This window comes from Pseudomonas sp. MF5691 (genome assembly GCF_016405645.1).
Taxonomy (GTDB): domain Bacteria; phylum Pseudomonadota; class Gammaproteobacteria; order Pseudomonadales; family Pseudomonadaceae; genus Aquipseudomonas; species Aquipseudomonas shahriarae.
In genome coordinates, this window is record NZ_JAEKDC010000004.1 from 12,214 (window position 1) to 28,234 (window position 16,021).

Annotated in this window: 4 protein-coding genes; 1 reads left to right on the plus strand and 3 read right to left on the minus strand. The window is 64.6% G+C overall.

Features of this window, described 5'->3' with window-relative positions; all coding sequences use genetic code 11:
- Positions 1 to 173: 173 nt before the first annotated feature.
- Both JFT44_RS07585 and JFT44_RS07590 read right to left on the minus strand, forming a co-directional pair.
- On the minus strand, positions 174 to 13,118 hold the full coding sequence (locus tag JFT44_RS07585) for a non-ribosomal peptide synthetase (RefSeq protein WP_198830483.1): 12,945 nt from the start codon (positions 13,116 to 13,118) through the stop codon (positions 174 to 176).
- Between the two features lie 70 nt (positions 13,119 to 13,188).
- Positions 13,189 to 13,947 carry a thioesterase II family protein gene (locus JFT44_RS07590; RefSeq protein WP_198830484.1) on the minus strand — a complete coding sequence of 253 codons (759 nt, stop codon included), beginning with the start codon at positions 13,945 to 13,947 and terminating at the stop codon, positions 13,189 to 13,191.
- Positions 13,948 to 14,263: 316 nt separating this feature from the next.
- Between JFT44_RS07590 and JFT44_RS07595 the strand changes: the two genes are divergently transcribed.
- Positions 14,264 to 14,815: an RNA polymerase factor sigma-70 gene (locus JFT44_RS07595; RefSeq protein WP_198830485.1), complete on the plus strand. Its 552-nt coding sequence runs from the start codon at positions 14,264 to 14,266 to the stop codon at positions 14,813 to 14,815.
- A gap of 159 nt (positions 14,816 to 14,974) precedes the next feature.
- Here the strand turns inward: JFT44_RS07595 and JFT44_RS07600 are convergent, their stop codons facing one another.
- The gene (locus JFT44_RS07600; protein WP_198830486.1) at positions 14,975 to 15,988 is read right to left on the minus strand and encodes a GNAT family N-acetyltransferase; all 1,014 of its coding nucleotides are present in this window, start codon (positions 15,986 to 15,988) and stop codon (positions 14,975 to 14,977) included.
- Between the last annotated feature and the right edge of the window lie 33 nt (positions 15,989 to 16,021).

Here is a 16,021-nt window from a genome sequence, read left to right on the forward strand (position 1 = left end):
CGACCTCCTGTCTGGGAAAGATAACCAGCAAGCCTGCTGGGCAGGCCCAAATCTGCAGTTATCTAGCCCCGGAAACAGGAGGTTTGCCTACTGTCAGAATTGACAGTAGGCACCCCAAAAATGTGCAAAACCGACCAATGGCGTGCCGCCTGTATGGCGACCCGTTCGCCGACTCAAAGCCCCTCCAGCTCCGCCATCAAATCGCTCAGGCGGTCCACCGTGCCGGCACTGATGTCACTGGCGGCCAAGCCCTCGATGTACGTCGCCAACTCCGCCACCGTGCTGCATTCGAACATCGCCCGCAGCGGCACATCCCGTTGCAGGCTCTTTTGCACCCGCGAGGCGATTTGCGTGGCCAGCAACGAATGCCCGCCCAGCTCGAAGAAGTTATCCAGCACGCCCACCTGCTCGACCTTCAGCACCTCGGCCCAGATTGTGGCCAGGGTCTGCTCCAGCTCGCTGCGCGGCGCCAGGTAATCCTGGCTGTGCAACTGACCGATCTCCAGAGCCGGCAAGGCCTTGCGGTCGAGCTTGCCGTTGGCATTCAACGGCAGGCGCTCCAGCCACAGCCAGTGCAACGGCACCATGTACTCCGGCAGTTCGCTGCGCAGGCGCTGCTTGATGCGGTCCAGGCGTTCGCCAGGGTTAAGGCTGGTATCGCTCGCCACCAGGTAACCCACCAAGTGCTTGCCATTCACGCCCTCCTGCACACCCACCGCCGCGTCGCGCACCTCGGGTTGCTCATGCAGGCGCGCCTCGATTTCACCGAGCTCGATGCGGTAGCCGCGAATCTTCACCTGATGGTCGATGCGCCCGACGTACTCCAGCACCCCATCGCTGCGCCGCCGCGCCAGGTCGCCGGTGCGATACAGGCGTTCTCCCGGCGCACCAAATGGATCCGCCACAAACACTTGCGCAGTACGCAGCGGGTCGCTGACGTACCCGCGCCCTACCCCGGTGCCCGCCACACACAACTCACCCACCGCCCCTTGCGGCACCAACTCCAGCGCGCCGTCGAGCAGGTACAAACGGTTGTTGTCGGTCGGCGTGCCGATCGGCAGGTAGGTGCCACGGGTCGAGGCCAGGTCGACGCAAAAGAACGCCACGTCATCCGAGCATTCCGCCGGGCCATAGGCGTTGACCAGGCCGATATCCGGGTAACGCAGCAGCCATTGGTGCGCCAACTCTGGCGGCATGGCCTCCCCCGTCGGCAGCATCCAGCGCAGGCCCTGCAGGCTGATGCGCTCCTGGGCAAGCATGCCCTGGATCAGCGATGGCACGCTTTCCAGCACCGTGATGCCCTGGGCCTGGACATGGGCCAGCAGGCCCTGCGGATCATGGGCAATGGTGTTGGGCACAATGTCCACCCGTGCGCCAAACAACGGCGCGGCGAGGAATTGCCACACCGAAATATCGAAGCTTTGCGACGCGGTCTGGGCGATCACATCCTGCTCGCTCAACTGCAGGTACGGCACCTTGCTCAACTGGTTATTGAGCATGCCGCGCTGCTCGACCATCACGCCCTTGGGCAGCCCGGTGGAGCCGGAGGTGTAGATCACATAGGCGAGGTTGTCCGGGGCACTGTAGATCCCCGGATTGCTATCCGCGCCCACCAACTCCTCCCACACCAGCAACTTCGGCCGCGCGCCGCAGGCAAAGTCTTCGAGCAACACCTGCGCCTGTTCAAGGCAGGCTGCCGTGCACACCAGCAGCGGCGTGCGGCTCAGGTCGATGATCCGGCTCAGGCGCTGGGCCGGCAGGCCGGGATCCAGCGGCAAATAACCGGCACCGGCCTTGAAGCTGCCGATGATCATGCCCAGCAGTTCCAGGCCGCGCTCGGCCAGCAGCGCCACCGGCTGATCCAGGCCGACACCTGCCGCGACCAGGGCATGGCCCAGGCGGTTGCTGTGCTGGTTCAGCTCGGCATAGCTCCATTGCCGCTCCAGGCAACTGGCGGCAATGCGCTGCCCATGCTGCGCCACCTGCGCTTCAAACAGTTCAACGTAGCTGCTTTGCAGCGGGTAGTCGTGGGCGCTCTGGTTGCAAGCGTGCACCAGGAACTCACGCTCCTGCTCGCCAATCAGCGGCAGGTCGGCCATATCGCCATGGAAGCCCTGCACCAGCGCCAGCAGCAGGCGCTTGAACTCAGCAAGCATGCCCTGCACGGTGCTTTCATCGAAATAACGCTGGTCGTAGGACAGGTGCAGGCCCAGGTCATCCCCCGGGTAACACACGGCGGTCAGCGGGAAGTTGGTGTGGGTACGGCCCGAGTCCGAGGTGGCGTTCAGGCTTTGCGCACGGTCCAGCACCGAGACTTCCACCGGAGCGTTTTCAAATACAAACAGGCTGTCGAACAGCGGCTGGCCCTTGGGCAGTTCGCTGTGTTCCTGGATTGTCACCAGCGGCAGGTATTCGTACTCGCGCAGCTGCATATTGCTGTCGAGCAAGGCGCTCAACCAGTGGCGCACGCTGCACGGCTGATCGTCCTCGGGCAACTTGACCCGCAGGGCGATGCTGTTGATAAACAGGCCGACGGTACGCTGCATGTGCGGCATGTCCACCGGGCGCCCGGCCACCGTGACGCCGAACAACACGTCACGCTCGCCGCTCAAGCGCCGCAGCACCAAGGCCCACGCCGCCTGGGCGAAGGTATTGACGGTCAGTTGATGAGCCTGGGCCAGCTCGCGCAATTGCGCACCATCACGGGCATCCAGACGGGTATAGCAATCCCCCACCACCATGCCGCCACTGTGGCCGGCGTGTTCACGCAGGAATGGCCGGTCGCTGGGGATCGGCGTGGTGCGCTCAAACCCTTGCAGGTTCTGCTGCCACCACTGCCGCGCCTCGGCCAGGTTCTGACGTTGCAGCCAGGCGATGTAATCGCGATAGCGTGGCGGCACAGCCAGTTGTGCTTCGCGACCTTCACCCAGGGCGGTGTAGATATCGAAGAAATCATTCATCAACAACGAACGGCACCAGGCATCAATCAGGATGTGGTGGTTGCTCATCATGAACCAGTAACGGGCCTCGCCGACGCGGATCAGGCGCAGGTGGAACGGCGCCTGATTGAGCAGATCGAAACCGGCCTCGCGCTCGCTTTTGAGCAACGCTTGCAGGCGCGGCTCCTGTTGCTCGGCCGGGGTGCCGGTCCAGTCCAGGTATTCGATCGGCGTGCTGCCGGGCTTGTGGATCACCTGCAACATCGCTTCGCCGACGTTCCAGCAGAACGACGCACGCAAGGCTTCATGCCGGGCGATCACGGCTTTCCAGGCCAGGGCAAAGCGCTCGGGGTTGAGCTCGCTGTTGATGCGGTAGCGGTCCTGCATGTAATAGAGGCCGGTGCCCGGCTCCAGCAGGGTATGCAACAGCAGGCCTTCCTGCATGGGCGTCAGCGGATACACATCCTCGATGGCGCTGGCCGGCACCGGCAACGCGTCCAGTTGCACCTGGGTCAGGTGCGCCAGGGGGAAGTCGGACGGCGTCAGGCCGCCGGCATCATCGCGCAGGCAATGGGCGATCAGGCTCTGCAACTCACTCAGGTAGGCCTCGGCCAGTTCGCTGATGGTCTGGTGGTCGTGACGCTCGCGGCTGAAGGTCCAGCGCAGCAGCAGTTCGCCGCCGTACACCTGGCTGTCCACACTCAAGGCGTTGGGCAGTGGCGCATCCGGGTCATGGGCCGGGCCGGCAGACACGTCCAGCGGGTGGAACAGCGCCTGGCTGTCGAAGCTCTGGTCGAACTGCCCGAGGTAGTTGAAGGTAATCGAGGCGTTCGGCAACGCCGCCATGGCCTGGCGACAGGTACTGTCGGCCAGGTAGCGCAGCACGCCATAGCCCAGGCCTTTGTGCGGCACCGCGCGCAGTTGCTCCTTGATCGCCTTGATCGACGCGCCCTGGCCGCTGGCCTCCTCGATATCCAACGGGGTCAGGCGCAGCGGGTAAGCGCTGGTGAACCAACCGACACTGCGGGTCAGGTCGATCTCATCAAACAGGCTTTCGCGGCCGTGGCCTTCCAGCTGGATCAGGGTCGATGCGTGGCCGCTCCAACGGCACAGCACGCGGGCCAGTGCAGTCAGCAACAGGTCGTTGACCTGGGTGCGGTAGGCGCTCGGTGCCTGTTGCAGCAACTGCCGGGTGCGCTCGGCATCCAGGCGCACGCTGACAGTCTCGGCGTCGCGGTTGCGCAGGCTGCCGTCCGCCCGGTCCACCGGCAGTTCAACCGGCGGGCCAGCCAACTGTTGCTGCCATAGACTCAGTTCTTCACGCAGGGATTCGCTACTGGCATAGGCCTGCAAACGCGCGGCCCAGTCGCGCAAGGCGCTGGTCTTGGCGGGCAGGCTGACGGCCTGGCCGTCGCTCAATTGGCGATAGACGTTTTGCAGGTCTTCGAGCAATACGCGCCAGGACACGCCATCCACCACCAGGTGATGGATCGCGATCAGCAAGCGTTGCTGGCCAAGCGGCCCTTCCACCAGCAAGGCGCGCAGCAGCGGGCCGTGCTCCAGGTCGAGGCTGCGCTGGGCATCGGCGAACAGCGCCTCGCACTGCGCCATATCCGCCACCTGGGCCAGCCACAACACACCGCCTTCCGGCACGGCCAGATGCTCGGCGTGCCATTGCGCGTCGCGCTGGGTGAAGCTCAGGCACAAGGCGTCGTGGTGTTCCAGTACGGCCAGCAGCGCCTGTTCCAGGCGGTGCGGGTCCAGGGCCTGCACCGGCGCCAGCACCAATGCCTGGTTCCAGTGCTGACGCGCCGGGATTTCGCTGTCGAAGAACCAATGCTGGATCGGCGTCAGGCCCGAGGGGCCGGTCAACAGCCCTTGCTCGGCAGTGACCTGCTCACTGCACGTGGCCACTGCGGCCAGGGCCTGCACGGTCTGGTGCTGGAACAGGTCGCGGGGGCTGAAGTGAATCCCCGCCTGCCGCGCCCGGCTGACCACCTGGATCGACAGGATCGAGTCGCCACCCAGCTCGAAGAAGTTATCGTGCAGCCCGACCTGCTGCACATTGAGCACCGCACACCAGATCGCGGCCAGGCTCAGTTCCAGCGCATTGCTCGGCGCCACGTACTGCTGCCGATTGGCCTCGGGGTCCGGTTGCGGCAAGGCGCGGCGGTCGAGCTTGCCGTTGGCGGTCAGCGGCATGCTGTCGAGCACCATCAGGTGCGCCGGCACCATGTAGTCCGGCAGTTGCGCCTTGAGGTGGGTCTTGAGCGCCTCGCGCAAGGCGGCGTGATCGCGGGCATCGCTGACCAGGTACGCCGCCAGTTGCTTGCCACTCGGCGCATCCAGGGCCAGGACCACCGCTTCGCGGACCGCCTCATGCTCAAGCAGGCGGGTTTCGATCTCGCCCAGTTCGATGCGGAAACCACGGATTTTCACCTGATGGTCGATCCGCCCCAGGTACTCCACCAGGCCATCGGCACGCTGGCGCACCAGGTCGCCGGTACGATAGAGCCGCCCGCCATCGGCATACGGGTCGGCCACAAAACGTTCGGCGGTCATGCCCGCACGCTGGTGATAACCCTGGGCCAGGCCGGCACCGCCCACGTACAGCTCGCCAGTCGCGCCTTGGGGCACCAGCGCCAGGTCGGCATCCAGAATATAGGCGACCCGCGCGCCGATGATGCTGCCGATCGGCACGCTGCCGGCGCCCTCCTCCAACACCTCAGGGGCCAGGCTGGCCAGGGGCATGACCACCGTTTCGGTCGGCCCATAAGCATTGAAGAACAGCGCCGGCTGGAACGCCGCGCGGATGCGCTGCAGGTGCTCGCCAGTCAGCGCCTCGCCACCGGTGATGCACATGCGCACCGGCAGGGTCTGGTTTTGCGTGGCCAGCCATTGCGCCAACTGGCTGCCATAGCTAGGGGTGAAGCCGAGGATATTGATCCGATGCTCACGGATCAGCCCGCAAATTTCTTCGGCATCCCATTGCCCCTGGGCGCGCAACACCACCTGCGCACCACTGAGCAGCGGCACCAGCAGGCGCTCGGTGGCGGCGTCGAAATTGATCGAATAGAAGTGCAGCTCGCAATCGTCGGGGCGCATGCCAAAGCGCTCGATCACCGCCTGGCAATGCATGGCGATTTCACCGTGGGACACCACCACGCCCTTGGGCTTGCCGGTGGAGCCGGAGGTGTAGATCAGGTACGCCTGATGCTGCGCCAGGCTGATCGCCGGCAGGTCACTGGCCGGGTAGTTGGCGAGCACCGGCAAGTCATCTTCCAGGCACCAGCAACTGACGCTGGCGGGTAACTCACCAAGGGCGTCGAACATCGCCGCATCGCTGAGCAACAGGCCGATGCCGCTGTCTTCGATCATGTAGTGCAGACGGTCCAGCGGGTATTCCGGGTCCAACGGCACATAGGCGCCACCGGCCTTGAGGATCGCCAGCAGGCCGATGACCATTTCCAGTGAGCGTGGCAGCGCCAGGCCGACCCGCACCTGCGGGCCCACCCCACGCTCGCGCAGCATCCAGGCCAGGCGGTTGGCGCGGCTGTCCAGCTCGCGGTAACTCAGGGTTTGCCCGGCGAAGGTCAGCGCGGGCGCATCCGCACGGGCCTGCACCTGTGCGCTGAACAGCGAATGAATGCACTGGTCGAGACGGTGCTCGCCGGCCTCGATACCGAGGCCGTCTTGCAGGGCGCGTTGCTCATGTGCCTGGAGCATCGCCAACTCGCTCAAGCGCTGTTGCGGATCGGCAATCAGCGCCTCCAGCAGGTTGCGCCAATGGGCGGCCATGCGCGCAATGCGCGGCTCGTCGAACAAGTCGGTGCTGTAGGTCAGGCAGCAACCCAGGCGATGATCGAGGTCGGTGACTTCCAGGTTGAGGTCGAACTTGGTGGCACGCGCATCGTTGGCCAGGTACTCGACGGTCATCCCGGCCAGTTGCCGGCTTTGCTGGAATTCCCAGCGCTGCACGTTGCACATCACCTGGAACAGCGGGTTATACGCAGCACTGCGCGGCGGCTGCAGGGCTTCCACCAAGTGGTCGAACGGCAGGTCCTGATGGGACTGGCCTTCGATTACGGTGTGGCGCACGTGCTCAAACAGCTCAGCAACGCGCATCTGCCCGTCGAGCTGGCAACGCAGCACCTGGGTGTTGAGGAACGCGCCGATCAGCCCTTCGCTTTCCGGACGGATGCGGTTGGCCACCGGCGCACCGATGCGCAGGTCGGTCTGGCCGCTGTAGCGGTAGAGCAGCGTCGCCAGGGTTGCAGTCATGGTCATGAACAGGGTCAGGCCATGTTCGGCATTGAAGGCGCGCACCTTGGCGGCCAGTTCATCGCCAAGGTCAAAACGGTACAGCTCGCCCTGATGACTTTGCACCGCCGGGCGTGGCCGGTCGCTGGGCAGTTCCAGCAGCGGATGCTCGTTGCCCAGTTGCGTGGTCCAGTAATCGAGCTGGCGCTGGCGTTCACCGGCCTCCAGCCATTGGCGCTGCCACACGCTGTAGTCCAGGTATTGCACCGGCAACGGTTCCAGGGGCGATTCGCGCTCGTCGATAAAAGCTTCGTACAGCGCGCTGAGTTCACGGGCAAAGATGTCCATGGCCCAGCCTTCGGTGACGATGTGGTGCAGGGTCAGCACCAGGTAGTGTTCCTGCTCGCCGGCCTTGACCAGACAGGCGCGCAGCAACGGTCCGGTTTCCAGGTTGAACGGGCGGTGGGCTTCCTGGTCGGCCAATTGCTGCACGCGCAGTTGGCGCTCGGCTTCGGTAAACGCCGAGAAATCCTGCCAGTTCATGCGCACGCTGCTTTGCGCGGCGACGTTCTGCCGGGCCACACCATCGACACTCGGGAAGGTGGTGCGCAGGGTTTCGTGGCGCATGATCAAGGCTTGCAACGCCGCCTCGAAACGCCCCACATCCAGCACCCCGCGCAAGCGCGCCATGCCACCGACGTTATAGGCCGGGCTGTCCGGCTCCATTTGCCAGAGGAACCACATGCGCTGCTGGGAATAGGACAGCGGCACCGGCTGGCGACGATCCACCTTGCCGATCGCGCTCTGTTGGTTGCGTTGGCCGCTGGCCTGGATCAGGCGCACCTGTTCGGCAAACGCCCCCAGCTCACTGGCTTCGAACAAGGTACGCAGGGGCAGCTCCACATCACAGGCCTGGCGTGTGCGGGAGATGATTTGCGTGGCCAGCAGTGAATGGCCGCCAAGGGCGAAGAAATCGTCGCGCAGGCCGACACGCGGCAGGCCCAGCACTGTGCGCCAGATCGCGGCGATCTGCTGTTCCAGGGCGGTCTGCGGCTCGACATGCTCACGCACCTGCCACACCGGCTCCGGCAAGGCGCGGCGGTCGACTTTGCCGCTGGGGCTCAGGGGCATGACGTCGAGGCGGATCAGTTGCGCCGGCACCATATACTCCGGCAACTCGGCGGCCAGTGCGGCTTTCACGTCCAGCTCATCCAGCTCGCCGCTGGCCGTGTAGTAACCGATCAACTGCGCACCGCCGGCGGTCTCGCGAACCAACACCAGCGCCTGGGCGATGCCCTCCTGGGCCAGCAGCCGCGCCTGGATTTCTTCCGGCTCGACCCGAAACCCGCGCAGCTTGACCTGCTGATCCAGGCGTCCGAGGTACTCCAGCACGCCATCAGCCGTCCAGCGCACGCGGTCGCCGGTGCGGTACAAACGGGCGCCCGCCGCGCCCAGTGGGTCGGCAACAAAACGTTCGGCGGTCAGCCCGGCACGCCCCAGATAACCGCGGGCCAGGCCAATCCCGCCGATGCACAGCTCACCCGGCACCCCTGCGGGCAGCAGGTTGAACTGCTCGTCCAGCACCCGGCAAAGCACGTTGCCCAATGGGCGGCCGATTGGCGAGCGCTCGCCGTCGGTGCGCTGGCAGTGCCAATGGGTGACGTTGATTGCCGTTTCGGTCGGGCCATAACGGTTGTGCAACTGCACCGCCGGCAATTGCGTGAGGAGCCGATTGCGCAACTCGGCGGGCAAGGCTTCGCCCCCGGAAAATACCCGGCGCAGGCTGGTGCATTCGGCCGCCAGCGGCTCATCGACAAACAGCTGCAGTAGCGGCGGCACAAAATGCAGGGTGGTCACGCCATGCTCCTGCACCAACTGTGCAATGCGATGGGGGTCGCGATGCTCGCCGGGGCCGGCCAGTACCAGGCGGCAACCGCTGATCAGTGGCCAGAAACACTCCCACACCGACACGTCAAAACTGATCGGTGCCTTTTGCATCAGCACATCGCTTTCATCCAGCTGGTAAGTGGCCTGCATCCACTGCAAGCGCTCGGCCAGGGCGCCATGGGTATTACCCACGCCCTTGGGCTGGCCGGTGGAGCCGGAGGTGTAAATCACATAGGCGAGGTTGTCGGCATTCAAGTGCAGGCCCGGCGCCTGGGTCGGCCAGCTGTCAAGCTTGAGGCTGTCCATGGCGATCACCGAAACGCCCTCGGCCACCGGTAGCTGTTGCAGCAGAGGGGTCTGGGTCAGCAACAATTGCACGCCGCTGTCGGCCAGCATGTAGGCCAGGCGGTCGGCGGGGTAGTCCGGGTCCAGTGGCACATAGGCGCCGCCGGCCTTGAGGATCGCCAGTAAGCCGATCAGCAGTTGCGGCGAACGCTCGGCGGCAATCGCCACGCACACGTCCGGGCCGACGCCTTTGTCGCGCAGGTAATGGGCCAGGCGGTTGGCCTGGGTGTGCAGTTGGGCGAAGGTCAGGCTGGCGTCCTGCCAGACCAGGGCGGTGCGCTCGTCGCTGTGTTGGTTGAGTTGTTCCGGCACCAGGCGCTGCGCCGGGGCGCACGGGGCCTCGCTCCAGTTGCGTTGCTCGGTGTGCTCGGCGGCCTGCAGCAGCGCAAGGTCGCCCACCGCTTGGTGCGGTTGCGCACAGGCCGCTTGCAACAGGTTAATCAAATGCGTGGCCAGGCGCGCGATGGTGCTGGCGTCGAACAGCTCGTCAGCGTAGTCGAATGACAGGCTCAGGCGCCCGTTGCGGTCTTCTTCGCTGTGCAGTTGCAGGTCGAACTTGGCTTCGCGGCTGTGCCACGGCAGCTCTTCGGCCAGCAGGCCCGGCAGGCGGCGCAAGGCACTCAGGTCACGCTGCTGGTGGTTGAACATGACCTGGAACAGGCCTTGTTCCCGGGCTTGGGGGAAGGCTTCCAGCAGTTGTTCGAAGGGTAAGTCCTGATGGGCCTGGGCCTCGGTGGCGGCCAGGCGCGTCGCCGCCAGCAGCTCGCTGAAGGGCAGGCGCGCATCCACCTCGGCGCGCATCACCAGGGTATTGATAAAGAAGCCGATCAGGCCCTGGGTTTCGTGGCGTGTACGGTTGGCGTTGGGCACACCGATGCGGATATCGCGCTGGCCGCTGTAGCGGTACAGCAGGCTCTGGAACGCCGCCAGCAACAGCATGAACGGCGTAGCCTGGTGCGCTTGGGCGGTCTGGCGGATCGCTTCGCCCAGGCTGGCGTCCAGGCGCACGCTGTAGCGTGAAGCGCTGCGCCGTTGCTGGGCCGAGCGCGGGTGGTCGGTGGCCAGGCTCAAGATGGGATGTTCGTCACCCAGTTGCTGCTGCCAGTAGGCCAACTGGCGCTGGCCCTCGCCTGCGGCCAGCCATTGGCGCTGCCAACTGCCGTAGTCGGCGTACTGCACAGCCAGGGCCGGCAACTCGAGGCGCTGGCCCTGGGACGCAGCAGCGTAGAGGCGCGAGAACTCGTCGAGCAATACAGTCAGCGACCAGCCATCGGCGATGATGTGGTGCAGGGTCACCAGCAACTGGTGATCTTCATCGTCCAGGCGCAACAGCGTGACCCACAACAACGGGCCTTGCTTCAGATCGAACTGGGTGCGTGCCTCGTCCTCGCGGATCTGCGCGGCGCGGGCTTCACGCTCGGCCAGCGGCAGGTCACGCAGGTCGATGACTTGCACGGCAAACTCACGCTGCGCATCCACGCGCTGGTAGCCCTGGCCGTCGCGCTCATAGAACCGCGTACGCAGCGCTTCGTGGCGCTGGATCAGTTGCGCGAAGCTTGCGTGCAGCGCGTCTTCATCCAGCTCGCCGCGTAGGCGCAGGGCGCCGGGGATGGTGTAGGCGCTGCTCTGCGGGTCCAGTTGCCAGGTGATCCACAGGCGATTTTGCGCCAGGGATTGCGGCATATCCTGCTGGCGTGACAAGGCGCTGATTGCGCCCTGGGCCACGCCCCCGTCCGCCTGCAGTTGGCCGACACTGACGGCGAAATCGGCCAGCACCGGCGCCTCGAACAGCAGGCGCAGATTGAGTTCCAGGCCCAGGGTTTCGCGCAGGCGGGCAACCACTTGGGTGGCGCTGATGGAGTTGCCGCCGAGCAAGAAGAAGTGATCATCGCCAGCCACTTGCGCCACCTGCAACTGTTCGCACCAGATCGCGGCGATCTGCTGTTGTAGGTCTGACGCCAGTGCCCCATCGCCCGCCTGCGCGCGCTGATCGGGGAACTGCGCGTAGCTGTCGAGGCTGCCATCGGCCAGGCGGGTGCGGCAGGCCGAACGCTGGACCTTGCCACTGGAGGTTTTCGGCAACGCGCCGGGGTTGAGCAACACCACCACGCAGGGCGCTTCTTGATAGGCCTCGGCCACTGCCTGGCGAATGGCTTTGATCAGGGCTTCCGGCGGCAGGATCTTCTGCACGCTGCGGCTGATTTCTGCGGCGATGCCGATGCCTTCCAGGCCCTGGTCATTCACCGCAAATGCCGCGACACGCCCCTTGCGCACCACTTCCACTTCGCGTTCGACGGTTTGCTCGATGTCCTGCGGGTACAGGTTGTGCCCGCGCACGATCAGCAGGTCTTTCAGGCGCCCGGTGATAAACACCTCGCCGTCGCGGATAAAGCCCAGGTCACCGGTGCGCAACCAGGTGCGACCGGCGTGCTGTACAAACGTCTCGGCGGTGGCTTCGGGGTTGCGCCAGTAGCCGTGGGCAATGCTCGGGCCGGTGGCCCAGATTTCGCCGACGCAGTTGTCGTCCAGCTCGGCGAGAGTCTGCGGCTCGACGATCAGCACCGCGTGCTCGGGCTGGCTCGTGCCACAGCTCATGATCGCAGTGCCCTGCCCTGGTTCGGCACGGTTGGCGGCCAGCGCCTGTTCGTCCAGGCGCAACGCCGGGATGCCCTGGCCACGGGTGCCGCCGGCGACAAACAGGGTCGCTTCGGCCAAGCCATAGGAGGCGAAGAAGTTGTTCGGGGTAAAACCGCACGGGGCGAACTTCTCGGCGAAGCGCTCCAGGGTGTCGAGACGGATCGGCTCGGAACCGGAATAGGCCACGCGCCAATGGCTCAGGTCCAGGCGCTCAAGGGCCGAGTCGCTGACCCGCTCGCTGCACAGGCGGTAGGCGAAGTCCGGGCCACCGCTGATGGTCCCGCGGTATTGGCTGATCGCTTCCAGCCAGCGCAACGGGCGGCCAAGGAAGTACGCCGGCGACATCAACACGCAGGGCACGCCGCTGAAGATCGGTTGCAACAGGCCGCCAATCAAGCCCATGTCGTGGTACAGCGGCAGCCAGCTGACAATCACGTCATCGGGGTTGAGGTCGATGCCAAAGCCGCGACGGATCAGCAATTCGTTAGCCACCAGGTTGCCGTGGCTGACTTGCACACCTTTGGGCAAGGCGGTGGAGCCGGAGGTGTATTGCAGGAAGGCGATATCGTCGTCCTGCAGGTTTGGCGCGACCCAGCCGGCGGCGATTTCGCTGTGCAGTTCATCCACGCAGAGCAAGGGCGGCGCTTGCTCGATCTGCCCCAGGGCGTCGCGCAAACCACTGCTGGTCAGCAACAGCCTGGGCTCGGCATCGGCGATGATCGACAGCAACCGCTCCTGGTGATGCCGGCGAGTGGACTCCGGCGGATAGGCCGGCACCGCGATCACCCCCGCGTACAGGCAGCCAAAGAACGCCGCGACATAATCCGGGCCGCTGGGGAACAGCAGCACCGCACGCTCACCCAGCCCGGCCGAGGCCTGCAAGGCGGCAGCGATGGTGCGGGCGCGCAGGTCCAGGTCACGGTAGCTGAGCACCACGGTCTCGGCGGCAGACTCAGCCAGAAAGCGCAGGGCCACCTGGTCCGGGGTCTGCGCGGCGCGGCGCTGGAGAGACTGGACCAGGGTGCGGGGAAGTTCGAAGGCGTCCATCATGAGGGGTTCCTGCCTGAAATCGGCTTACGGGGAAATCGGGGATAGAGGGCATGGGCGCGCGGCGGCGTGTTCAGCCGGTCGCCAGGGCCGCCCGCCGTGCAGCGCTATGGCGCCAGCGGGTCAAGTGCTCGTCGGCGTAGCGGCGCAGGCAGCGCAACAGTGAGTTTTCCTGTTGCACCAGAAAGAAATGGTGCCCCTCGAACATGTCCAGGGAGAAACCACTGGCGGTGTCTTCCTGCCAGTCGAGCAATTCGTCGGCGCGCACGTCGTCCTGCTTGCCGCCAAACACATGGATCGGCATCGACAACGGCTCGCGCTCGCCGTACTGGAAACTGCCGCACAACAGGAAGTCGGCGCGCAGGATCGGCAGCGTCAATTGCATCAATTCGCGGTTGGTCAACGCGTCTTCGGGCGTGCCCTTGAGCTTGCGCAGGCGCTCGATCAGTTGGGTGTCGTCTTTTTCAATGGCGTATTCGCTGACATCCCGTCGCGCCGGGCCGGCGGTGGCCGAAGCAAACAGCGCCAGGGGTGCAGGCAGCCCGCGTTCGCGCAGGGCATGGGCCAGCTCGAAAGCCAGCAAACCGCCCAGGCTATGGCCAAACAAGGCGTAAGGGCCGTCGAGTTCGGCGCTGATCTCATCCGCCAACTGCGCGGCAAGCACCTTGATATCGCGCTGCAAGGGCTCGTCCATGCGCATGCCACGCCCCGGCAACTCCAGCGGGCGCACTTGCAACCACTCCGGCAGTGCCCGACGCCAGCGGCTGTAGAACATGGCGCTGGAGCCCGAATAGGGCAGGCAAAACAGGCGCAAGCGGGTCGACGTGCTCATCTCAGACCACCCCTGCCTGGATCGCTGGGTTCTCGCGATAGAAACGCATGTCGTCCTCCTCCGGGTGCAAATCCATGGCCGGCGTGTTGGCTGGCCTGTCACCAATGAGAACGGATGGCCCGGCAAAATAATTAGTCTGCCTGCCTGCCAGGGCCGGTACACAAAGAGAAGCGCCTCACAGTTTGTATTTCGGTATAAGATTAGTTCCACTTCTCATTTGACAATCATTATCATTAAGCATAATTTGTTGCCCGATGTGTAGGAGGCCTCAGCAGGGATGCCCTCCACTAACCATATTTGCAGCAAGGTGATTTCCATGACGGAACAAGTATCCACAAGCAGGTGCGATTCACCGTTACTCCAGGCGTTTGTCGATAATCGACTGACCCTGGTCAAGATCGCGGCGCGCATTACCGGCTGCCGTTCCCGTGCCGAAGACGTGGTGCAGGACGCCTACTTCAGACTGCAATCGGCCCCGCAGATCACCTCATCGTTCAAGGCTCAACTGAGCTACCTGTTCCAGATCGTGCGTAACCTGGCTATCGACCACTACCGTAAACAGGCCCTGGAACTGAAGTACTCCGGGACGGAAGAGGAAGGCTTGAATGTGGTTATTCATGGTGCTTCACCGGAAACCTCGCACATCAATTTTTCCACCCTGGAAAACATCGCCGACGCCCTGACCGAACTGCCCCAACGCACGCGCTACGCGTTCGAGATGTACCGTCTGCATGGCGTGCCGCAAAAGGACATCGCCAAGGAACTCGGGGTGTCGCCAACGCTGGTCAACTTTATGATCCGTGATGCGTTGGTGCACTGCCGTAAGGTTTCGGGGACCCATAGCGATACGTTTGCGCGACGGGTCTGAGCACCACGCCATTGCAATGAGGCATGAGCTTGTGTGGCAGCGGGCTTGCCCGCAATGGCATTGGATCAGCCAGTCAATCCAGTGGCTGACACACCGCTATCACGGGCAAGCCCGTTCCCACACAAGCCCCCACAGTTGATCTTCATTGCCCCCAAGGTCTCAGGCCAACCCACACCGCTCAAAAAAACGCTCCCGCCCCAGCATCATCAGCGCCGCGCGCTTGTGGGGGAAATCGAACTCCTTCTCGCAGTGGAAACACTGGTTCTGCATATACCCAATCATCTTCGCGTTGTCGGCCCTGGGCTCCGCCACCACCCGCTGGGTGCGCGGGTCGTCGAGAAACAGATAGTGCACCAGCGCCGCCAGCCAACTGGCCACCTTGTGCGGCCCGCGGTGGTGCTCCTCCCCCACCAGCATATGGATGCCCCGATCGTAATCGTCCACCTCATAGAACGGCGCAATGCGATCCTCCCTGGCCCAATACGCCTCGAAATAGGCAAACGGCTCATCGTCGAAACAACCGATCAGCGTCAAGGCATGTGGGTCAGCTGCAAGCTTCTCCAGATAGTCCCGATGCTGCTCCAGGCTGCCGCTTTCCTGCCAGAAACTGGCGACCCGCGCGCTGTTCTGCCAGCGATTGAAGCGGGCCAGGTCCACGTCGATCTCCAGCGTACGCAGTGAAATCCACGCGCCCAGACGTGCGTCGAAACGTCGGTAGACTTCGCCGCACGGTTTGGGCGCACGCACCGGATGGCGCTTGCCATTGCTGAGGATCATTTGCTGCGGATAAGCGCCACTCACCGGCTGGCCCAACCACGGCTGTGGCAATTGCCAGAACAGAGTGCGCTCGCAACGGAACCGCCCTGCCACATCCGTGGCCAGCAGCAGGCCGCTGCGCAGGGCCTCGTCAGGGGCGTGTTCGAGGTGCCAGACCAGTTGCTGGCGCTCAGGCTCACGGGCAAACAGCCAGTAACAGGCGGCCCACAAGGCCTGCACCGACGGCACCTCACCGGGGCTTTGCAACTGCAGGTGCAGCTCTTCGCCGCGCGCCAGGCGCAGGCGCACCAGCGGCTGGCCAGCGAGAGTCAGGGTCAGGCGGCCATCGCTTTCGTCTGCGTTAAGGGCAGGCCCTGCCGGGAGTGGCAGGACTGACAAGTCTTGGGGATTGGGCATGGAGGGGGCTCACGATAATCGTCGACAGTTAGA

Excerpts from the sequence above, each read along its gene's own strand:
- JFT44_RS07585 (WP_198830483.1), bottom strand. The coding sequence starts at position 13,118 with ATGATGGACGCCTTCGAACTTCCCCGCACCCTGGTCCAGTCTCTCCAG.
- JFT44_RS07590 (WP_198830484.1), bottom strand. The coding sequence starts at position 13,947 with ATGAGCACGTCGACCCGCTTGCGCCTGTTTTGCCTGCCCTATTCGGGC.
- JFT44_RS07595 (WP_198830485.1), top strand. The coding sequence starts at position 14,264 with ATGACGGAACAAGTATCCACAAGCAGGTGCGATTCACCGTTACTCCAG.
- JFT44_RS07600 (WP_198830486.1), bottom strand. The coding sequence starts at position 15,988 with ATGCCCAATCCCCAAGACTTGTCAGTCCTGCCACTCCCGGCAGGGCCT.